The 19,414-nt window shown below is 74.4% G+C and carries 18 protein-coding genes, 3 tRNA genes and 1 pseudogene; 15 read left to right on the forward strand and 7 right to left on the reverse strand.

Translation table 11 applies throughout. The annotated features are described in order from the left end of the window. Positions 1 to 165: 165 nt before the first annotated feature. From ACIA5A_RS05445 to ACIA5A_RS05460, 4 genes are all read left to right on the forward strand, one after another. Positions 166 to 969 carry a fumarylacetoacetate hydrolase family protein gene (locus ACIA5A_RS05445; RefSeq protein ID WP_396756711.1) on the forward strand — a complete coding sequence of 268 codons (804 nt, stop codon included), beginning with the start codon at positions 166 to 168 and terminating at the stop codon, positions 967 to 969. Between the two features lie 108 nt (positions 970 to 1,077). Further along, positions 1,078 to 1,149, forward strand: a tRNA-Gln gene (locus tag ACIA5A_RS05450). Positions 1,150 to 1,223: 74 nt separating this feature from the next. Next, positions 1,224 to 1,296, forward strand: a tRNA-Glu gene (locus ACIA5A_RS05455). Positions 1,297 to 1,447: 151 nt separating this feature from the next. After that, positions 1,448 to 1,520 (forward strand) — tRNA-Glu (locus ACIA5A_RS05460). A 61-nt stretch (positions 1,521 to 1,581) separates the two neighbouring features. On the opposite strand, the gene ACIA5A_RS05465 is transcribed toward ACIA5A_RS05460, so the two are convergent. Then, positions 1,582 to 2,268 (reverse strand): IclR family transcriptional regulator, encoded by a 687-nt coding sequence (locus tag ACIA5A_RS05465; RefSeq protein WP_091063967.1) that lies wholly within the window; start codon positions 2,266 to 2,268, stop codon positions 1,582 to 1,584. 49 nt (positions 2,269 to 2,317) lie between these two features. Here ACIA5A_RS05465 and leuC point away from each other — a divergent pair, with 49 nt between their 5' ends. From leuC to ACIA5A_RS05485, 4 genes are all read left to right on the forward strand, one after another. Then, a complete protein-coding gene (leuC, locus tag ACIA5A_RS05470) occupies positions 2,318 to 3,760 on the forward strand; it encodes a 3-isopropylmalate dehydratase large subunit (RefSeq protein WP_396756714.1) in 1,443 nt (480 codons plus the stop codon). Between the two features lie 15 nt (positions 3,761 to 3,775). After that, the gene (leuD, locus tag ACIA5A_RS05475; RefSeq protein ID WP_396756716.1) at positions 3,776 to 4,363 is read left to right on the forward strand and encodes a 3-isopropylmalate dehydratase small subunit; all 588 of its coding nucleotides are present in this window, start codon (positions 3,776 to 3,778) and stop codon (positions 4,361 to 4,363) included. A 160-nt stretch (positions 4,364 to 4,523) separates the two neighbouring features. Beyond that, positions 4,524 to 5,129 carry an HU family DNA-binding protein gene (locus ACIA5A_RS05480; RefSeq protein WP_396757074.1) on the forward strand — a complete coding sequence of 202 codons (606 nt, stop codon included), beginning with the start codon at positions 4,524 to 4,526 and terminating at the stop codon, positions 5,127 to 5,129. A 132-nt stretch (positions 5,130 to 5,261) separates the two neighbouring features. Continuing rightward, the gene (locus tag ACIA5A_RS05485) at positions 5,262 to 7,184 is read left to right on the forward strand and encodes an endonuclease/exonuclease/phosphatase family protein (RefSeq protein WP_396756718.1); all 1,923 of its coding nucleotides are present in this window, start codon (positions 5,262 to 5,264) and stop codon (positions 7,182 to 7,184) included. Positions 7,185 to 7,243: 59 nt separating this feature from the next. On the opposite strand, the gene ACIA5A_RS05490 is transcribed toward ACIA5A_RS05485, so the two are convergent. The 4 genes and pseudogenes from ACIA5A_RS05490 to cofC form a co-directional block, all read right to left on the reverse strand. Then, a complete protein-coding gene (locus tag ACIA5A_RS05490) occupies positions 7,244 to 8,158 on the reverse strand; it encodes an NUDIX domain-containing protein (protein ID WP_396756720.1) in 915 nt (304 codons plus the stop codon). A gap of 7 nt (positions 8,159 to 8,165) precedes the next feature. Beyond that, positions 8,166 to 10,472, reverse strand: a complete 2,307-nt coding sequence (locus ACIA5A_RS05495; protein ID WP_396756722.1) for an RNA degradosome polyphosphate kinase — start codon at positions 10,470 to 10,472, stop codon at positions 8,166 to 8,168. Between the two features lie 54 nt (positions 10,473 to 10,526). Next, entirely contained in the window at positions 10,527 to 10,724 is a 198-nt protein-coding gene (locus ACIA5A_RS05500; RefSeq protein WP_396757076.1) for a cold-shock protein, read from the reverse strand. 27 nt (positions 10,725 to 10,751) lie between these two features. Further along, positions 10,752 to 11,372: pseudogene (gene cofC, locus ACIA5A_RS05505) on the reverse strand (2-phospho-L-lactate guanylyltransferase); the annotation flags it as partial. Positions 11,373 to 11,469: 97 nt separating this feature from the next. On the opposite strand from cofC, the gene ACIA5A_RS05510 reads away from it, so the two are divergent. The 5 genes from ACIA5A_RS05510 to ACIA5A_RS05530 all read left to right on the forward strand — a co-directional run bounded on the left by ACIA5A_RS05510 (position 11,470) and on the right by ACIA5A_RS05530 (position 16,382). Further along, entirely contained in the window at positions 11,470 to 12,195 is a 726-nt protein-coding gene (locus ACIA5A_RS05510; RefSeq protein ID WP_396756724.1) for a lysophospholipid acyltransferase family protein, read from the forward strand. Continuing rightward, a complete protein-coding gene (locus ACIA5A_RS05515) occupies positions 12,192 to 13,199 on the forward strand; it encodes an NAD(P)H-dependent glycerol-3-phosphate dehydrogenase (protein ID WP_396756726.1) in 1,008 nt (335 codons plus the stop codon). The genes ACIA5A_RS05510 and ACIA5A_RS05515 overlap by 4 nt, the downstream gene beginning before the upstream one ends. After that, positions 13,196 to 14,314, forward strand: coding sequence for a cystathionine gamma-lyase (locus tag ACIA5A_RS05520; protein WP_396756728.1), 1,119 nt, complete (start codon positions 13,196 to 13,198; stop codon positions 14,312 to 14,314). Before ACIA5A_RS05515 ends, ACIA5A_RS05520 begins: the two co-directional genes overlap by 4 nt. Before the next feature lie 172 nt (positions 14,315 to 14,486). After that, positions 14,487 to 15,278, forward strand: coding sequence for a putative protein N(5)-glutamine methyltransferase (locus ACIA5A_RS05525; RefSeq protein WP_396756730.1), 792 nt, complete (start codon positions 14,487 to 14,489; stop codon positions 15,276 to 15,278). 69 nt (positions 15,279 to 15,347) lie between these two features. After that, entirely contained in the window at positions 15,348 to 16,382 is a 1,035-nt protein-coding gene (locus ACIA5A_RS05530) for an ROK family protein (RefSeq protein ID WP_396756732.1), read from the forward strand. Positions 16,383 to 16,431: 49 nt separating this feature from the next. On the opposite strand, the gene ACIA5A_RS05535 is transcribed toward ACIA5A_RS05530, so the two are convergent. Both ACIA5A_RS05535 and ACIA5A_RS05540 read right to left on the reverse strand, forming a co-directional pair. Continuing rightward, positions 16,432 to 16,632, reverse strand: coding sequence for a DUF397 domain-containing protein (locus ACIA5A_RS05535; protein ID WP_396756733.1), 201 nt, complete (start codon positions 16,630 to 16,632; stop codon positions 16,432 to 16,434). 4 nt (positions 16,633 to 16,636) lie between these two features. Beyond that, positions 16,637 to 17,482, reverse strand: coding sequence for a helix-turn-helix domain-containing protein (locus ACIA5A_RS05540; protein ID WP_396756735.1), 846 nt, complete (start codon positions 17,480 to 17,482; stop codon positions 16,637 to 16,639). Between the two features lie 275 nt (positions 17,483 to 17,757). Here ACIA5A_RS05540 and ACIA5A_RS05545 point away from each other — a divergent pair, with 275 nt between their 5' ends. Both ACIA5A_RS05545 and ACIA5A_RS05550 read left to right on the forward strand, forming a co-directional pair. Beyond that, positions 17,758 to 17,982, forward strand: a complete 225-nt coding sequence (locus tag ACIA5A_RS05545; protein WP_396756737.1) for a hypothetical protein — start codon at positions 17,758 to 17,760, stop codon at positions 17,980 to 17,982. Positions 17,983 to 18,226: 244 nt separating this feature from the next. After that, positions 18,227 to 19,414: D-alanine--D-alanine ligase family protein (locus ACIA5A_RS05550; RefSeq protein ID WP_396756739.1), on the forward strand; the 1,188-nt coding region annotated here is incomplete at its 3' end.

Genomic DNA, 19,414 nt, shown 5'->3' on the forward strand with positions numbered 1-19,414 from the left:
CGAACCTCCGGAACCGAAGCTATGGTCCGGGGGCCGCCGGGCGGGTACGAAGCCGGCATTCCCGCCCCGGCCGGCGGGATCCGGCGTACCCTGGCGCGTCCGGCGAGGCCGGCGTCACCTGCCGTGTCCGGCGGGCGTCCCGGCCGGCCGGGATAGATTGTCCGGGTGCGTATCGCTCGTTTCGCTCATGCCAAGGGAATGTCGTTCGGGGTCGTCGAGGGCGAGCCGGAGGCCGGGCCGCAGGGTCTGACCATCGCCGAGATCGAGGGCCACCCGTTCGGGCAGATCCAGTTCTCCGGCGCCCGCTGGGCGCTCTCCGACGTGCGGCTGCTGTCGCCGATCCTGCCCAGCAAGGTGGTGTGCGTCGGCCGCAACTACGCCGAACACGCCGCCGAGCACGGCAGCGAGGTGCCGAAGGAGCCGCTGCTCTTCCTCAAGCCGTCCACCTCGGTGATCGGCCCGCGCGACGCCATCCGCCTGCCGATCTTCTCCAAGCAGGTCGAGCACGAGGCGGAACTCGCCGTGGTCATCGGCGCGCCCGGGGCGCGGCGGGCCGACCGGGCCGCCGCCGAGCGGGCCATCTTCGGCTACACCTGCGCCAACGACGTCACCGCGCGGGACCTCCAGCGCTCCGACGGGCAGTGGACCCGGGCCAAGGGCTTCGACTCGTTCTGCCCGATCGGGCCGTGGATCTCCACCGGCCTGGACGTCCGCGACCTGGAGATCCGCTGCGAGGTGGGCCGCGATCCGGAGGAGATGGAGGTACGCCAGCTCGGCCGGACCAAGGACATGGTGTTCGACGTGCCTGGCCTGGTGTCGTACATCTCGCACGTGATGACGCTGCTGCCCGGCGACGTGGTGCTCACCGGCACCCCGGCGGGGGTTAGCCCGCTCACCGAGGGGGATACGGTCACCGTGCGGATCGAGGGGATCGGGGAGCTGAGCAACCCGGTGGTCCCGGTCGCCTGATCCGGCTTCGATGCCTCGTTTCCGCAGGTCACGTGCGGTTCGGGGGGTTGGATTTGGCCTGCCGGCACGGGGAGGGTAAAGTTCATTCCCGGCGCCGCAAGGGGCCAATGGGGTATGGGGTAATTGGCAGCCCGACTGATTCTGGTTCAGTTAGTCTAGGTTCGAGTCCTGGTACCCCAGCGCAGCCGGTGGTTCGTGAGAATCCCGGTCGCTGGATTCTGGCAGTTGCCGCTGCCGGAGTGCATGAAGGTTCTGGCCCCGTCGTCTAGCGGCCCAGGACGCCGCCCTCTCAAGGCGGTAGCGCCGGTTCGAATCCGGTCGGGGCTACAGCACCGTCAGCCCGTCCCGTTTCTCGGGGCGGGCTGTTCTGCTGTTCGGCGCCCGACCGGGCAGCGACCCCCCTCGGCGGTGCCGCGGACGGTGCCGCTAGACTACTGCCACACCGCCCGCGAGGGTCGGTGAAGCAGGAAATGTGCCTGGCCCCGTCGTCTAGTGGCCCAGGACGCCGCCCTCTCAAGGCGGTAGCGCCGGTTCGAATCCGGTCGGGGCTACGTTCACCGAACGGCCCGTCTCGCTCCGCGAGGCGGGCCGTTCGCCATTCCCGGTCGGGGGTCAGAGCCCGGAGAGGCGTTGGCCGGCACGGACCACGGCCATGGCGTGGCGTTCGCCCGGGCGGCGGCCGAGGCGCTCGATCGGGCCGGAGATGCTGACCGCGGCGATCACCCGGCCGGTCCGGTCCCGGATCGGGGCCGAGACGCTCGCCACACCGGCCTCCCGCTCGGCCACGCTCTGCGCCCAGCCGCGCCGGCGCACCTCGGCCAGCGTGCGACCGGTGAACTTGGCGCGGGGCAGCAGCGGCATCACCGCCTCCGGCGGCTCCCAGGCGAGCAGGATCTGCGCCGCCGAACCGGCGGTCATCGGCAGCACCGAGCCGACCGGCACGGTGTCCCGCAGGCCGCTGGCGCGCTCGGCGGCGGCCACGCAGATCCGCTCGTCGGCGCGGCGCAGGTAGAGCTGGGCGCTCTCCCCGGTGGCGTCGCGCAGCGCGGCCAACAGCGGCTCGGCGGCGGTGAGCAGCACGTCGGGGGCCGCGTTGGCCAGCTCGCCCAGGCGTGGACCCGGGCGCCATCGGCCCTGGGTGTCCCGGACCAGCATCCGGTGGATCTCCAGCGCCTGTGCCAGCCGGTGCGCGGTGGCCCGGGGCAGCTTGGTGCGTTCAACGAGTTCGGCCAGGCTGGCGCCGTCGACACAGGCGGCCAGGATGACCACCGCCTTGTCGAGAACGCCGACACCGCTCATACTGTGTCCCACAAGCCGAAATTTACCTCCCAGAATTTAGGATGTCCAGATGGTGGGAGTCACTCGACCGAGGACCCTGGCCGAGAAGGTCTGGGACGCGCACGTGGTCCGCTCCGTCGAGGGCGAGCCGGACCTGCTCTTCATCGACCTGCACCTGCTGCACGAGGTGACCAGCCCGCAGGCGTTCGACGGGCTCCGCCTGGCCGGGCGCGGGGTCCGTCGCACCGACCTGACGATCGCGACCGAGGACCACAACACCCCGACCGGGTACGACGACCCGGCGTTCCGCGCCCGGCGCGGCGACCTGCTCACCATCGCGGACCCCACCTCCCGCACCCAGATCGAGACGCTGCGCCGCAACTGCGCCGAGTTCGGCGTACGGCTGCACCCGCTGGGCGACGAGAACCAGGGCATCGTGCACGTGATCGGCCCGCAGCTCGGGCTCACCCAGCCGGGCATGACGATCGTCTGCGGCGACTCGCACACCGCCACCCACGGCGCGTTCGGCGCGCTCGCCTTCGGCATCGGCACCAGCGAGGTCGAGCACGTGCTGGCCACCCAGACGCTGCCGCAGGCCCGCCCGAGGACGATGGCCGTCAACGTCGTCGGCGAGCTGGCCCCCGGCGTCACCGCCAAGGACCTGGTGCTCGCGCTGATCGCCCAGGTGGGCACCGGCGGCGGGCGCGGTCACATCGTGGAGTACCGGGGCGAGGCCATCCGCGAGCTCTCCATGGAGGGGCGGATGACGATCGCGAACATGTCCATCGAGTGGGGCGCCAAGGCCGGCATGATCGCGCCGGACGAGACCACGTTCGCGTACCTGAAGGGGCGGCCCAACGCGCCGCAGGGGGCCGACTGGGACGTGGCGCTGGAGCACTGGCGGACGCTGCCCACCGACGAGGGCGCGACGTTCGACACCGAGGTGACGCTGGACGCGAGCCGGATCACCCCGTTCGTCACCTGGGGCACCAACCCCGGTCAGGGCGTGCCGCTCGGCGCGACCGTGCCGGACCCGGAGGCGTTCGGCACCGAACCGGAGCGGGTCGCGGCCCGCCGCGCGCTGGAATACATGGACCTCACCCCGGGCACGCCGCTGCGCGACCTCGCCGTGGACGTGGTCTTCGTCGGCTCCTGCACCAACGGCCGGCTGGAGGACCTGCGGGCCGCCGCCGACGTGCTGCGCGGGCGGCGGGTCGCCGACGGCGTGCGGATGCTCGTGGTCCCCGGCTCCGCGGCGGTGCGGGAGGCGGCCGAGATCGAGGGGCTCGACCAGGTCTTCACCGACGCGGGCGCCGAGTGGCGGTTCGCCGGCTGCTCGATGTGCCTGGGGATGAACCCCGACACGCTCAGGCCCGGGGAGCGTTCCGCCTCCACCTCCAACCGCAACTTCGAGGGCCGGCAGGGCCGGGGCGGGCGTACCCATCTGGTGTCCCCGCCGGTCGCCGCCGCCACCGCCGTGGTCGGCCGGCTCGCCGCCCCCGCCGACCTGTAGAAGGGCAGCCGAGAGATGGACAAGTTCACCGCACACACCGGCACCGCCGTGCCGCTGCGCCGGTCCAACGTGGACACCGATCAGATCATCCCCGCCGTGTACCTCAAGCGGGTGACCCGGACCGGCTTCGCCGACGGTCTGTTCAACGCCTGGCGGGAGGACCCGTCATTCATTCTCAACGATCCCGTCTATTCGGGGGCGTCGATTCTTGTGGCGGGTCCGGAGTTCGGCACCGGCTCCTCCCGGGAGCACGCCGTCTGGGCCCTGCGGGACTGGGGGTTCCGGGCCGTCGTCTCGCCCCGCTTCGGTGACATCTTCCGCGGCAACGCGTTGAAGGAAGGTCTCCTTCCGGTCGAGCTGGAATTGGGCGCCGTGGAGCGACTCTGGGCCCTCACCGAATCCGACCCGACCACCGCGGTCACCGTCGACCTGGCCGCTCGGGAGGTCCGCGCCGGCGACGCCACCTGGGCCTTCCCGCTCGACGACCACAGCCGCTGGCGGCTGATGGAGGGCTTGGACGACATTGGACTCACCCTCCGGCACGAGGCCGAGATCGGCGCGTACGAGGCGGCCCGGCCGGCGTTCCTGCCCTCGATCGCCTGAGCGCGGGCCCCTTTTCGCCCCCACCGGCCCGGCCGGTGGGGGCGAATCCGTTGCGACACAAGGGCTTTTTTCCACCGAATGTTTGTGTCCAGGCAGCACAGGGCATACGGTGCGCGCAGAATGGCTCGCGTCGAGTCAGTTGCACAATCGGGAGGAAGTCGTGAACAAGGCCGAGCTCATCGAGGCGCTCGCCGTTCGCCTGGGGGACCGGAAGACGGCGACGGCCGCGCTCGACGCGGTTCTCGCTGAGGTCCAGGCGGCGGTCACCAAGGGCGACAAGGTGGCAATCACCGGTTTCGGAGCGTTCGAGAAGCGCGTCCGTGGAGCCCGAACAGCCCGCAACCCGCGGACCGGCGAGGCGGTAAAGGTCAAGAAGACCTCCGTCCCGACCTTCCGGGCGGGTGCGGGCTTCAAGGAGATGGTGGCCAGCGGCAAGGTGCCGAAGGACACCACCGCGGCGAAGAAGACCACCGCGGCCGCCAAGACCACGGCGGCGAAGAAGACCACCGCGGCCGCCAAGACCACGGCGGCGAAGAAGACCACGGCGGCGAAGGCCACCAAGACCACCGCGGCGAGCAAGAAGGCCGCGCCGGCCAAGAAGGCCGCCGCGACCAAGACCACGGCGGCGAAGAAGACGACCGCGGCGAAGTCCACCGCGGCCAAGAAGACGACCGCGGCGAAGTCCGCCACGGCCAAGAAGACCACGGCGGCGAAGAAGGCGCCCGCGAAGAAGGCGCCGGCCAAGAAGGCCGCCAGCCGGCGCTGACCGGACAGCCCCACCGAGGGCGCCCACCGTTCGCGGTGGGCGCCCTCGTCCGTGGGTACGCGTTGACCGCCCACCGCGCCGCCGCGCAGAATCGCCGTGCCGAAACCCCCGTCGGTCACGAGAAGAGGCGCCGTGCGGCACCGTCACCTCTCCACCCTCACGCTCGCCCTGGGCGTCGCGGTTCTGCTGGACGTGCTGCGGGTCTGGCTCCCGTCGGTCATCACCCTCTTCGGCCGGGCCGCCGAGACGCCCGCCGAGCTGCTCGGCGCGTTCGCGCTCGGCTGGTTCGTGCTGGGACTGGGCGCGCCCACCCTGGTACGCCGGCTCGGCGCCGGCCCGGTCGGCCTGGTCGCGGCCGGCGTGCTCGCCGCCGTCCGGCTGGCGTTGACCGCCGCACCCGGTGGCGCCGCCCAGCTCTGGCTCGCCTGTGCCGGGCTGCTCGCCGGTCTGGTCTGGCTGGTGGCCACCGCCGCGTCGGTCGACCGGCCGGTTCCCGGGCTGGCGCTCGGCCTGGCCGGCAGCGCGGTCGGGCACGCGCTGCTGGGCACCGAGGACCTCGTCTGGCGCGGCGGCGTGCTGGGCTGGACGCTGAGCACGGCGCTTGTCGCGGCGTTCCTGACCGCGAGCGTGGCGGTCGCGGCGCCACGGCCCGGGAAACCCCGGGCGGGATCGCTCGGCGCGGCGGAGGTCCTCCCGGCGTCGGCCGGGGCGGTGGCCGGTCGTCGGGCGTGGTTGCTGTGCGGGCCGGCGCTGTTGCTGGCCAACCAGATCGCGCTCGCGCCGGCGGTGTGGGCCGCCGCCGCCGGCACCGATCCGTCCGGCTTCCCCGGCCTGTCCCGGGCGCCGGGTGGCGCGTCGCCGCTGGGCGCGTTCGCGGTCCTGCTGTTCCTGGCCGCCGCGCTGCACCGGCCGCCGGTCCGGCTCGCCCGGGTGGTCTGGCCGGTCGCCCTGTTCGCCGGATCGGTGCTGTTCGCCGCCGGGCAGCTCGTCCCGGCGTACCTGCTCACCGCCGCCGGCCTCGGCGGCTGCCTGGCCCTGACCGACACGGACGAGCCGGTCCCCGACGACGCCGGTGGACGGGCGGCGACCCGGCGCGGTCGCGCGGCGGCCGTCGGGATGGTGGTCTTCGCGGTGGCCACGATCGTCTACTACGCCGCCTACGACCTGGGGTACCCCAACGGGTGGGTGCCCGTCGTCACGGCCGTCCTCGTCGTTCTGGCGGCGCTCGTCGGGCCGTCCTGGTCCACGCCGGCGCCTGTCGTGCCGGCCCGGCGGTGGAGCCTGCTCGGGCTGGTGGCGCTCACCGCGTTCGCCCCCGAGTTCCATCGCCCGCCGGTGCCGGCCGCGCGGCCCACCGCCGCGCCCGCGGTGGTGCGGGTGGCCGCGTACAACATCCGGATGGGCTTCGGCCTGGACGGCCGGCTGGACCTCGACGCGGCGGCCCGGGCCGTACGCGGGGCGGACGTGGTGCTGCTCAGCGAGGTCGACCGGGGCTGGTGGCTCAACGGCGGTCACGACACGCTGGCGCTGCTGGCCGGGCGGCTGCGGATGCCGTACGTCTTCGCGCCCGCCGCGGACCCGGTCTGGGGCGACGCGGTGCTCAGCCGGTTCCCGGTGCGCTCCGGCCAGACTCGGCCGCTGGCCGCGCACGGCGCGCCGACCGGCGCGCAGGCCCTCGGCGTCACGCTCGACCTGGGCGGTCGCGACCTGGCCGTGGTCGCCACCCACCTGCAACCGCCGCCGGGACGGGACCCGGTCGAGCAGGCCCGCGAGGTGGCCGCGTTCGCCGCCGGGTACGCGGCCGGCCGTCCACTGGTGCTCGGCGGTGACCTGAACACCGAGCCGGACGACCCGGCGTTCGCCGAGTTCCTCCGCGTCGGGCTGGTGGACGCGTTGGCCGCGGCCCGGCCGTTGCGGACCAGCCCGGCCGACGACCCGCGTACGCAGATCGACCACGTCTTCGTCTCGCCGGGCCTGACCGCCGCCGAGGTACGCGCCCCGCGCACCGAGGCCAGCGACCACCTCCCGGTGCGGTTGACGGTGGCGCTGCCCTGAGTGGCTGTTGGTGAGAAGGGAACCCGTCTGTACCGGAGGCGTTAACAGGGGGCCCCGCCTTACAAGCGGTCGGGGGGAAGGAGGCGGTCGCCGGCGAAGGGGAGCAGCCAGCCGCCGCCCTTGGCGGTGGTGAAGTCGCCGGGGCCGCCGGTCAGCCGTTCCAGCGCGCCCGGGATCACCTTGCCCTGGCTGCACACCGCGACCGGCTCGGCGGCGGTGGCCAGCGCGGCCAGCCGGGCCGCGGTGGCGAGCACGCACTCGTCGGCGAGCTGGCCCGGCTTCGGCTCGTCCAGGTCGCCGCAGACCTCGATCGGCAGGTCCAGCCGGGCCGCCGCCGGGTCCAGCGTCTGCACGCACCGGCGGGCCGAGGCGGAGAGCAGGCGCACCGGGCGGGCCAGCGCCACAAGCGGGACCAACGCCCGCGCCTGCGCCCGGCCCTCGGCGTCCAGCGGCCGGGCGGTGTCCGGGCCGGTCCAGGTGCCCCGCCTGCCGGCGTGCGCGTGCCGCACCAGCAGCACCGTCGCGGTGACCGGCGGCAGCGCCGCGAACGCGCCGATCACCTCGGCGTCGTGCGGGTAGCTGACCCGGCGGGCGGCGGCGTCGACCGGGAACCAGGCCACCTCGTCGACCTCGGTGCCCGGCTGGAAGCCGCCGCTGCCGACGGCCCGCATCGACCACCAGTCGACCGCCTTGGCCCGGCCCTCGCTGCGGTAGCGGACGGTGGGCAGGCGCACCTGCGGGACCGCCCGCACGTCGGTCTCCTCGGCGACCTCGCGGACGGCGGCGACAAGCGGGTGCTCGCCGGCGTCCAGCTTGCCCTTGGGCAGCGACCAGTCGCCGTAGCGGGGGCGGTGCACCAGGCAGACCTCGACGCCGTCGGGGCCCGGGCGCCAGACGACGCCGCCCGCCGCGCGGATCCGTACCGGTTCCTCGTCGTTCACCGGATCACCGTATGCCCGCCCGCGGCGCGTCACGGCCCGCTCAGTCCGCCCGCCCGCCGACCCGGCGCAGCAGCAGGTCCTGCAGGTGGGTCAGCGGCGCGTCGCCGTCGCCGGTACGCCGGTGCCAGGTGCCGTCGGTGGCCAGCTCGAACGCGTCGACGTCCGGGTCGAACGCGGCGGTGAGGACGTGGTCCAGCTCGGCCCGGGCCACCGGGTCGCTCACCTGCACCAGCGCCTCCACCCGACGGTCCAGGTTGCGGTGCATCAGGTCGGCCGAACCCATCCAGAACTCGGCGTCGCCGTTGTTGCCGAACCGGAAGATCCGGGAGTGTTCCAGGAACCGGCCGAGGATGGACCGGACCCGGATGTTCTCCGACAGCCCCGGCACGCCGGGGCGCAGCATGCACATGCCCCGGATCAGCAGGTCGACGTGCACCCCGGCCCGGGAGGCCCGGTAGAGCGCGTCGGTGATCTCCTCGTCCACGAGCGCGTTCACCTTGAACTGCACCAGCCCCGGCATGCCCAGCCGGACGTGCTCGATCTCCCGGTCGATCCGCTCGATCAGGCCGCTGCGGATGCCCTGCGGCGCGACCAGCAGCCGGCGGAAGGCGGTCTGCCGGCTGTAGCCGGTGAGCACGTTGAACAGGTCGGTCAGGTCGGCCCCGATCTCCGGGTCGGCGGTGAGCATGCCGAAGTCCTCGTAGAGCCGGGCGGTCTTCGGGTGGTAGTTGCCGGTGCCGATGTGGCAGTAGCGCCGGATCTGGTTGCCCTCCTGCCGCACCACGAGCGCGGTCTTGCAGTGCGTCTTGAGACCCACCAGGCCGTAGACCACGTGGCAGCCGGCCCGTTCCAGGGTGCGCGCCCACCCGATGTTGGCCACCTCGTCGAAGCGCGCCTTCAGCTCCACCAGCACCACCACCTGCTTGCCGGCGGCGGCCGCGTCGACGAGCGCGTCGACGATCGGGGAGTCGCCGCTGGTGCGGTAGAGCGTCTGCTTGATGGCGAGCACGTTCGGGTCGGCGGCGGCCTGCTCGACGAAGCGCTGCACGCTCGTCGCGAACGAGTGGTAGGGGTGGTGCACCAGCACGTCGCCGTCGCGCAGGGTGGCGAACACGCTGCGCGGCACCTCGCCCTCGGCCAGGCGCGGGTGGGTGGCCGGCACGAACGGGCGGTCCTTAAGGTCGGGCCGGTCGGCCTCGCCGTAGACCTGCCAGAGCGCGGAGAGGTCGACCAGGCCGCGGACCCGCAGCACGTCGTGGTCGTCCATGTCCAGCTCGCGGACGAGCAGCTCCAGCATGTGGTCGGAGATGGAGGCGGCCACCTCCAGCCGCACCGGCGGACCGAACCGGCGCCGGGCCAGCTCGCGTTCCAGCGCCTGGAGCAGGTCCTCGTCGCGATCCTCGTCGACCTCCACCTCGGCGTTGCGGGTGACCCGGAACAGGTGGCACTCGACCACCTGCATGCCGGAGAAGAGCTGGCCGAGGTGCACCGAGATGAGGTCCTCCACCGGCAGGAACCGGACGCCGGGGCGGTCCCGGGCGACCCGCACGAACCGGGGGACGTTGTTCGGCACCTTGACCCGGGCGAACAGCTCGGAGCCGCCGTCCGGGTCGCGCACCGCGACGGCCAGGTTCAACGACCGGCCGGAGATGTAGGGGAACGGGTGCGCCGGGTCGACCGCGAGCGGGGTGAGCACCGGGAAGATGTGCTCCCGGAACCAGGTGCGCAGCCGCTCCCGCTCGGCGTCGTCCAGCTCGCTCCAGCGCAGGATGCGGACGTCCTCCTCGGCGAGCCGGGGGAGCACGTCGTCGACGAAGCAGGCGGCGTGCCGGGCGACCAGGTCGGCGGCCTTCTCGGTGATCAGTTCGAGCTGGGCGCGCAGCGGCAGCCGGTCACCGCCGCGCACCGGCAGGCCGGCGGAGAGCCGGCGCTTCAACCCGGCCACCCGGACCATGTAGAACTCGTCCAGGTTGCCGGCGAAGATGGCCAGGAACTTCGCCCGCTCCAGCAGGGGCGTGCGGGGGTCCTCGGCGAGCGCCAGCACCCGCGCGTTGAAGTCGAGCCAGGACAGCTCCCGGTTGAGGAACCGGTCCTCCGGCAGCGGCTCGGCGGCCGGCGGCTCGTCGTCCGGGTCGGTCACGGCGACCGGGCCGGGCCCCTCGACCGGGTCGAGCGCTTCGTCCAGCCCGCTGGCGCCGGCCGCGTCCGGGTCGGCGCCGAGGCGCTCCTCGGGCGGCCGGGTCTGCCGGAACCGCCCGTCCGGGCCACGGGTCGGGCGGCCGTTGCGGGGGGTGCCCGGGTCGGTGAGGGGCGGTGGACCGTCGGCGTGCTCGCGAGGGGTGCTCACCACCCCATGATTCCCTGACGAGGGTGAACGGAAAATGAACTCCGGCCAGGTTGTTCAGGCCATCGTCGGCAAGGTCACCCGGATGACCTCGCCGGACGCGTCCCGCTCGACGCGCACCCGCTGCCCGAGCCGCAGCAGCCGCAACCCGGAGGCGTCGAACGCGCGGGCCGGGAACGCCAGCTCGGTGCCGTCGTCGAGCAGCAGCACCCCGCTGCGGGTCGACGCGTCGTAGGTCGCCACCGTGCCCTGCATGCCAGCACCGTACCGGAGCGGGACGCCGGCCGCGGCCAGCAGCGTGCCGGTGCGCGGGCCCACCCCCAGCCGGGCGGCGGCGACCAGGTCGTCCTCGGTGTCCACGTCCCGGCGCAGGCTGGGCCAGTCGCCGGTCAGCGGCAGCGCGCCGCCGGCCGCGTGCGCGCCGGCCGAGCCGGGCCCGAAGCGGGGCGCCAGCGGCACCCCGGCCGGCGCGGCGAGCAGCACCGTGCCGGTGCCGGGGGCGTCGGCGACGAACCCGCGTACCCCCTCGGCCGCGCGCAGCGCCGCGGCCAGCTCGCCCGGGCGCAGCGCGGGCAGGTCCGCGGTGACGCCGGCCACCGCGGCGCGCGGCCCGGCCCCCGCCGCGCCGTGCCGGAAGGCCGCGTTCAGCCCGGCGCCCGGGTCGGCGGCCACCGCGGCGCCCGCCGCGGTCACGGTCGCGGTCACCCGGGGGTCGTCGGTGACCACCAGCAGCCGGCCCACCGCCGGGCAGGCCAGCGCCGCGCGGACCGTGTCGGCCGCCAGGGCCAGCGCCAGCTCCTCGTGGGGTACGCCGGTGAGCGCGCCCCGCAGGCGGCTCTTCGCCACCCCGAGGCGCTTCACCGGCATCACCACGGTCCAGCTGGGCTCAGGCACGCCGACCATCCTGCCAGCGACCGCGGCGGTACCCTCACTGGCCGGACCGGGGGCGAGCAGGCATGATTCTTCCCCGGGGCGCGTGGGGCGGAACGAGGAGGGCACTGTGGCACCGCGGAGGCTGGGATTCTGGCAACGGTTCGCCGTGGTGCTGGTGAAGCCGGTGTTGACCGTCTGGACCCGGCGCACCTGGCGGGGCATGGAGCACTTGCGGCGCGACGGCGGGATCATCATCGTGCCGAACCACATCTCGCACGCGGACCCGCTGGTCTCCGCGCACTTCATCTACGACGCCGGGCGCTGGCCGCAGTTCCTCGGCAAGGCCAGCGTGTTCCGGGTGCCGGTGATCGGCTGGATCCTGCACCGGTGCAAGCAGATCCCGGTCGAGCGGGGCAGCGTCGAGGCGGTCAAGTCGCTGGACAAGCTGATCGCCGCGCTGGACGAGGGCGGCGCGGTGGTGATCTACCCGGAGGGCACCACCACCCGCGAGCCGGAGCTGTGGCCGATGAGGGGCAAGACCGGCGCGGCCCGGCTGGCGCTGGCCACCGGGGCGCCGGTGGTCCCGGTCGCCATGATCGGCCCGGAGCGGATGTTCGACCCGCGGACCGCCCGGATCGGGCTGCGCCCGCGTACCCCGGTGACGGTGGTCGCCGGGCCGCCTGTCGACCTGGGCCGTTGGGCCGGCGCCACGCCGACCCGGGCGATCCTGGAGGAGATGACGGACACCATCATGCTGCGCATCCGGGACCTGGTCGCGGAGATCCGCGGCGGCACGCCACCGCCGCTCTGGCAGCGGCCGGCCCGCACCGGCTCGTCGGAGGTCACCGAATGAGCGGGCACGTGGCGGTGCTGGGCGCGGGCTCGTGGGGCACCGCGTTCGCCAAGATCCTCGCCGACGCCGGCCGGGACGTGACGGTGCTGGCCCGCCGGCGCGCGGTCGCCGAGGCGATCCGCGACGGCCGGCGCAACCCGGAGTACCTGCCGGACGTGCGCCTGCCGGAGCGGGTCACCGCCACCGGCGACGCCGCCGAGGCGATCGAGGGCGCCGAGGTGGTGGTGCTCTCGGTGCCGTCGCAGACGCTGCGCGGCAACCTCGCCGAGTGGACCCCGCACCTGGCCCCCGACGCCACGCTGGTGTCCCTGATGAAGGGCATCGAGCTGGGCACCACCAAGCGGATGAGCCAGGTGATCATGGAGACCGCCGGGGTGCCGGCCGACCGGGTGGTCGTCGTCTCCGGGCCCAACCTGGCCCCGGAGATCGCCGCCGAGCAGCCGGCCGCCACCGTGGTCGCCGGCACCGACAACCGGCGTACGGCGCTGGTGCAGGCGTCGATCCGGACGCCCTACTTCCGCCCGTACACCAACGACGACGTTATCGGCTGCGAGCTGGGCGGGGCGGTCAAGAACGTGATCGCGCTGTCGTACGGCATCGCCACCGCGATGGGCTTCGGCGACAACACCCGGGCCATGCTGATGACCCGGGGCCTGGCCGAGACCGCCCGCCTCGGCGTGGCGCTCGGCGCCGACCCGATCACCTTCGCCGGGCTGGCCGGCATGGGCGACCTGGTCGCCTCCTGCTCCTCGCCGCTGGCCCGCAACCGCACCTTCGGCGAGCACCTGGGCCGGGGGGAGACGCTGGAGCAGGCGCAGGCGGCCACCCGGCAGACCGCCGAGGGCGTCAAGAGCTGCCTGGCCATCCGGGACCTGGCCCGGGCGCACGGGGTGGAGATGCCGATCACCGAGCAGATCGAGCGGATCTGCCACGAGGGGATGGACCCCCGGCTGGCCGTGGACGCGCTGATGAGCCGCACCGCCAAGCCGGAGTCGTACGAGTGAGCGGTGACTGGGGGGACGGCACCCGCAGCGTGCGCGCCGGGCTGCCGGACGCCGTACCGGGGCAGCCGTTCCTGCCCGGCCCGGTGTTCGCCGCGCCCTACCACCTCGACCCGTGGCGCGGACCGGCGGCGGCGCCGGACGGCTACGGGCGGCCGGACAACCCCACCCGCCGGCTCCTGGAGGCGGCGATCGGCGAGCTGGAGGGCGGCGACTGCCGGGTCTTCGCGAGCGGGCAGGCGGCCATCACCGGCCTGCTGCTGACCGTCCTGCGCCCCGGCGACACCGTGCTGCTGCCCGCCGACGGCTACTTCCCGGTGCGCGCCTTCGCCACCGACACGCTGGAGCGGATCGGGGTCCGCGTCGGCTTCGTGCCGACCGCCGGGCCGTACCCGTCCTTCGCGGGCGTGCGGCTGGTGCTGCTGGAGACGCCGGCGAACCCCGGCCTCGACGTCGCCGACGTGCCGGCGCTGGCCGAGGCGGCGCACGCCGCCGGCGCGCTGCTGGCGGTGGACAACACCACCGCGACGCCGCTCGGGCAGCGCCCGCTGGACCTCGGCGCGGACGTGGTGGTCGCCTCCGGCACGAAGGCGCTCACCGGCCACTCGGACCTGCTGCTCGGCTACCTGGCGACGCGGGACGAGGCGTTGCGCGACGCGGCGACCGGCTGGCGGACCACCACCGGCGGGGTGCCCGGCGCGTTCGACTGCTGGCTGGCCCACCGCTCGCTGGCCACCGTCGACCTGCGGCTGGCCCGGCAGAGCGCCAACGCCGAGGCGCTGGCCGAGCTGCTCGCCGGCCGGCCGGACGTCGCGGGCCTGCGCTGGCCGGGGCGGCCGGCGGATCCGGCGTACCGGGTGTCGTCGGCGCAGATGCGCCGGATCCCCGGCGTGCTCTCCTTCGACCTGGGCGACGCCGACCGGGTGGCCCGGTTCCTCGACGCGTCCCGCCTGGTCGCCGCCGCGACGTCGTTCGGCGGCCTGCACACCACGGCCGACCGGCGGGCCCAGTGGGGCGACGACACCGCCCCCGGCTTCGTCCGGCTCTCCTGCGGCATCGAGGACGCGACCGACCTGCTCGCCGACGTGGCCGCGGCGCTCGACGCGTCGGCCGGCTGACGGCCGGCCGGGCGCTGGGCTATCGTGACGGGCAGCCACGGCCCGTGCGGCCCCGACCCGAGGAGGTGAGTCCGATCCACCAGCAGAGGACCGGCGCTCCCTCCGAGTCCGTGTCGCCCCGGGGCTGAGGCGACGCCGGGGGCGCCGACGAGCGTTCCCCGAAAGGCTTGCCATGGCACCCACCGTGTTCACTCCCGACCGTTCCGCCCTCGTCCACCGGCTGCGCGCCGCCGGCTGCGTCTTCGCCGAGGACGAGGCGGACCTGCTGATCGCCGCCGCCGACACGGCGGAGACGCTGACCCGGCTGGCCGACCGGCGCGTCGCCGGCCTCCCGCTGGAGCACCTGCTCGGCTGGGCCGAGTTCTGTGGTCGGCGGGTCTTCGTCCACCCGGGCGTCTTCGTGCCCCGCGCCCGGACCGCGCTGCTGGTCGACGCCGCCGTGGCGGTCGCCGGGCCGGCCCCGGCGGTGCTCGACCTGTGCTGCGGTTCCGGCGCCGCCGCGCTGGTGCTGCACGAGCGGACGGCGCCGCGCTGGTTGGCCGCCGCCGACGTCGACCCGGTGGCGGTGGCCTGCGCCCGGCGCAACCTCGACCCGCTGGGCGTGCCGGTCTACCAGGGCGACCTGTTCGACCCGGTGCCGGCCCGCTGGCGGGGCCGGCTGGACCTGGTGGTGGCGAACGCCCCCTACGTGCCGAGTGACGCGGTGGCGACGCTGCCGCCCGAGGCGCGGTTGCACGAGGCCCCGTTGGCCCTGGACGGCGGTGCGGACGGGCTGGCGGTGCTGCGTCGGGTCGCCGCCGGCGCGGCCGAGTGGCTGGCCCCGGGCGGGCACCTCGCGGTCGAGGTGAGCGCCGAGCAGGCCCCGGCGCTGTGCGCGGCGTTCACCGCCGCCGGGCTCGACCCGAGCGTGGTGCGCGACGAGGTGTGGGAGGCCACCGCCGTGACCGCCCGCCGGCCCGGCTGACGTCGCCGTGGCGGGGGCGACCGCCGAGAACTAACCTCAGGTCAGGCTCGACGGGGAGGCGGTGGCGCGGTGGGCAGCGCAGGGGTGCCGGTGGTGGTGGGGCTGGACAACGGCGGGACGAGCAACAACGCCACCGTGCTGACCGTCGACGGCCGTTTCCTGGTGGACGGGCTGCTGGAGATCCCCAGCGAGGTCGGCGCCGGGCCGGAGGCGGCGATCGAGGCGCTCGCGCGCGCCCTGGACGGCGTGCTGGCGCACACCGGGGTGCCCCGCGAGCTGGTGCGCGCGGTCGGGTTGGACACGCCGGGCCCGGCCAGCGCCACCGGGGTGATCTCCTCGCGCGGCTCGACAAACTTCGCCCAGCCGGCGTGGCGCGGCTTCGACGTGCGGAGCGCGCTGGAGCGACGGCTCGGCCTGCCCGTGGTCTACGCCAACGACGGCAACGCCGCCGCCCTCTACGCCCACCACGTGCACTTCGGCGCGGACGCGACGGCCCGTTCGTCGGTGTCCGCGATCGTCGGCACCGGCCTGGGCGGGGGCGTGGTGGAGAGCGGCCGGGTGGTCGGCGGCGCGGCCGGCATGGCCGGCGAGTTCGGGCACGTGCACATCCCGCTGGACGGGCTGCTGGAGCCGGGCCAGCCGGTGCCGGTCTGCGCCTGCGGCTTCACCGGGGACGCGGAGAGCGTCGCCTCGCTCACCGCGATCCGGCGCAACCTGCTGCCGTACTGGCTGGGCCGGCACCCGGAGCACCCGCTGGCCGCGGAGGAGCCGGCCCGGGCCGCGAAGCTGCTCCGCGACCACGGCGAGCGGGGTGACCCGCTGGCCCGCCAGGTGTTCGGTCAGCAGGCCCGGGCGCTGGGCCGGCTGTTCACCATCGCGGCCAACTTCACCGACCCGCACGCCTACTTCGTCGGCGGCGGCGTGGTGGAGGCCGCGCCGGAGTTCCGGGACTGGTTCCTCGCCACGGTCGCCGCGCACACCGTGCTCCGCGACGAGCAGCGCGCGGTGGCGACGTTCGCCCTGGTGCCCGACCGCGACATGGCGGGCGCCCGGGGCGTCGCCATCGCCGCCCTGGAGGCGGTGAAAGGAGGGGCCCCCTCTTAACGCCTTCTGCATAGGAGGGGGCCCCGCTTAACAGGTGCGGCGCGTGCTGTCAGGCGCGCGGGGGAGCGGCGGTGAAGGCGGCCCAGGCGGCCGGCGGGAAGACCAGCACCGGGCCGGTCGGGTCCTTGGAGTCGCGTACCGCGACCGACGCCGGCAGCGGCGCCATCTCCACGCAGGCGCCCTCGTCGCCGCTGTGGCTGCTCTTGCGCCAGCCGGTGGGCGTCGGGTGGGGCCGGTTCGTGCCGTTCATGCGGTCACCTCTCGTTCAGCAGACGGAGGAGCTGGTCCCGACTGGCCGCCGGGCTCAACGCCACGGTCCGCAGGTGCTCCATGATCTTGGTGCAGGTACGCAGGTCGCCCGGCCGGTCGAGGACCATCTGACCGGCGACGGTCTCCACCGAGGCGATGATCGGGTCCTCGGGGTCGGCGAACTCCAGGATGTGCAGCGATCCCCGGGTGCCCCGGTGGTAGCCGGCGGCCAGCGGGATCACCTGCACGGTGATGTTCGGCAGCTCGGTCATCTTCAGCAGGTGGTGGAGCTGGTCGGCCATCACCGTGTGCCCGCCGACCGGGCGGAGCAGCGCGCCCTCGTCGATGATGGCGTCGAGGATCGGCGGGTCCTCGCCGGAGATGCGTTGCTGGCGGTCGAGCCGGAGCTGGACGCGTTGCTCGACCTGCTCGTCGCTGAGCGTGTGCGGGCCGCCGCGCATCACCCCGCGGATGTAGTCGGCGGTCTGGAGCAGGCCGGGCACCACCGACGGCTCGAAGTTGGCGATGCCTGTCGCCTCGGCCTCCAGCGCGATGAAGTCGATGGTGCGGCGGTCCAGCAGGTAGGAGTAGGACACCCACCAGCCGGGCTTGCGGGCGTCCTTGGCCAGTTGCACCGCCGCTTCGATCTCGTCGGGTCCCACCCGGTACGTGGTGAGCAGCGCGCGTACGGCCGCCGGGCTGACGAGCGTCTGCGCGTTCTCGTAGCGGGACAGGGTGCTGCGGGTGCTGTTGATCTCGTCGGCCGCGGCCTCGAGGGTGAGGCCGACGGCCTCCCGGTGGGTCCGCAGCAGGATGCCGAGCCGTCGGGCCCGGGCGGTCTTCGGCGCCATGCATCGATGGTCGCACATCCGGTGGGAAAATGGGCGTGAGAGAAAGTCGATGAGAGTTGCATTCACGCCTGTCCACCTGTCAATCTGTGACAGCGTCCTCACCGCCGGTTGTCGTGGCGACGGTGGTGGTGAGTGACCGGAGGGGATGGGGCGCGCGGCGATCGGGTTTTACTCCCCCACGACCCGATCGTCGCGTGCCCGTACCGGTCCGCCAGACGGGGAGGTTGCACGATGACGGTGACGGCCTGCCGCTCCGGCGACGGAGGTGGCCGGACATGACTCGGTTCCTCGTGGTCCTCACCGACGTCCGGCCGGCCGACGGGCCCGAGCGCGACGAACGCACCACCCCCGAGCGCCGCCGGCAGGTCGTCGGCGCGAGCAGCCGGGAGGCGGCCGACCGGATCGCCGGCGCCTTCATGGCGCTGGGCATGGTCCGCGCCGGTCGCCAGCGGGTCAAGGTCATCGCGGTCGGCCGCCGCCCCCGCCACCCGGCCCTGTAGAGCCACACCGGGCCCGACCCCGAGGTACGCGGCGACCGGGGTCGGGGAGCCGGGCGGCCGGTGGCAGGTCCCGCCGCCGGCCGCCCGCGCCGTTACTCCCCGTATAAGTCACCTTGACCGGTTGCCACGCTGCGCCGCGTCTCCCCGGGTATCGGCCACCCCCACCGGCGACGCACAGTAAGGTCAACCGGGTGAGCGCCACCGGCGAGCACGGCCAGCCGCAGCCGCGAACGATGAGGTGACCATGACCACCCCAGGCAAGACCCGTGTGGCGATCGTCTTCGGCGGCCGCAGCCCCGAACACGGCATCTCCTGCGTCAGCGCCGGCAGCGTGCTGGCCGCCCTCGACCCCGACGAGTTCGAGGTCGTCCCGGTCGGCATCACCCGCCAGGGCCAGTGGGTCCTGGCCAGCGGCGACCCGGCGCAACTCGCCATCGCCGACCGCAAGCTGCCCGAGATCACCGCCGGTTCCGGCGCGGAGCTGGTGCTGCGCGCCGACCCGGCCGCCGGCGGCCTGATGGTGCTCGACCCGGCCCAGGGCCCGGTGGCGCTGGCCGACGTCGACGTGGTCTTCCCGGTGCTGCACGGCGCGTACGGCGAGGACGGCACCATCCAGGGCATGCTGGAGATGGCGGACATCCCCTACGTCGGGGCGAACGTGTTCGCGTCGGCCGCCGCCATGGACAAGGAGTTCACCAAGAAGCTCTGCGCGGCCGAGGGCATCCCGGTCGGCCCGTACGCGGTGCTGCGCGCCGGCATGTCGCTCGCCGAGGAGGACAAGGAGCGCCTCGGGCTGCCCGTCTTCGTCAAGCCGTCCCGGGCCGGCTCCTCGTTCGGCATCACCAAGGTCGACGACTGGGCGCAGCTCGACGCCGCCCTGGCCACCGCGCGGGAGATCGACAGCAAGGTGCTCGTCGAGGGCGCCGTGGTCGGCCGCGAGATCGAGTGCGGCGTGCTGGAGGGCGAGGCCGGCGGCGCGCCCGAGGCGTCGGTGCTCGCCGAGGTGCGGATGATCGGCGACCGCGACTGGTACGACTTCGAGGCCAAGTACATCTTCGCCGACGAGGTGACCGAGTACGACGTCCCGGCGGACCTGCCCGACGCGGTGACCCGGCAGGTGCGCGAGTACGCCGCCCGCGCCTTCACCGCGCTGGACTGCTCCGGCCTGGCCCGGGTCGACTTCTTCGTCACCCCGGAGCTGGACGTCTACCTCAACGAGATCAACACGATGCCGGGCTTCACCCCGACGTCGATGTTCCCGCGCATGTGGGCGGCCAGCGGGCTGGAATACCCGAAGCTCGTCAACCGCCTGATCCGGACCGCCCTGCAGCGTCGCGCCGGCCGCGGACGGCCGGCGCCCCCCCGGCACCCCGAGCTGGAGCAGCCCCACCGGGCCCGCGTCGCCCAGGGCACCCCGCGGACGCTAGCGGCG

Source organism: Micromonospora sp. NPDC051300, from assembly GCF_044455315.1.
GTDB classification, from domain to species: Bacteria; Actinomycetota; Actinomycetes; order Mycobacteriales; family Micromonosporaceae; genus Micromonospora; species Micromonospora robiginosa.

Coding starts and splice junctions, on each gene's coding strand:
- ACIA5A_RS05535 (WP_396756733.1), bottom strand. CDS start 16,632: ATGAACGGCACGAACCGGCCCCACCCGACGCCCACCGGCTGGCGCAAG.
- ACIA5A_RS05515 (WP_396756726.1), top strand. CDS start 12,192: ATGAGCGGGCACGTGGCGGTGCTGGGCGCGGGCTCGTGGGGCACCGCG.
- leuC (WP_396756714.1), top strand. CDS start 2,318: ATGGTGGGAGTCACTCGACCGAGGACCCTGGCCGAGAAGGTCTGGGAC.
- leuD (WP_396756716.1), top strand. CDS start 3,776: ATGGACAAGTTCACCGCACACACCGGCACCGCCGTGCCGCTGCGCCGG.
- ACIA5A_RS05500 (WP_396757076.1), bottom strand. CDS start 10,724: ATGCAGGGCACGGTGGCGACCTACGACGCGTCGACCCGCAGCGGGGTG.
- ACIA5A_RS05465 (WP_091063967.1), bottom strand. CDS start 2,268: ATGAGCGGTGTCGGCGTTCTCGACAAGGCGGTGGTCATCCTGGCCGCC.
- ACIA5A_RS05525 (WP_396756730.1), top strand. CDS start 14,487: ATGGCACCCACCGTGTTCACTCCCGACCGTTCCGCCCTCGTCCACCGG.
- ACIA5A_RS05540 (WP_396756735.1), bottom strand. CDS start 17,482: ATGGCGCCGAAGACCGCCCGGGCCCGACGGCTCGGCATCCTGCTGCGG.
- ACIA5A_RS05545 (WP_396756737.1), top strand. CDS start 17,758: ATGACTCGGTTCCTCGTGGTCCTCACCGACGTCCGGCCGGCCGACGGG.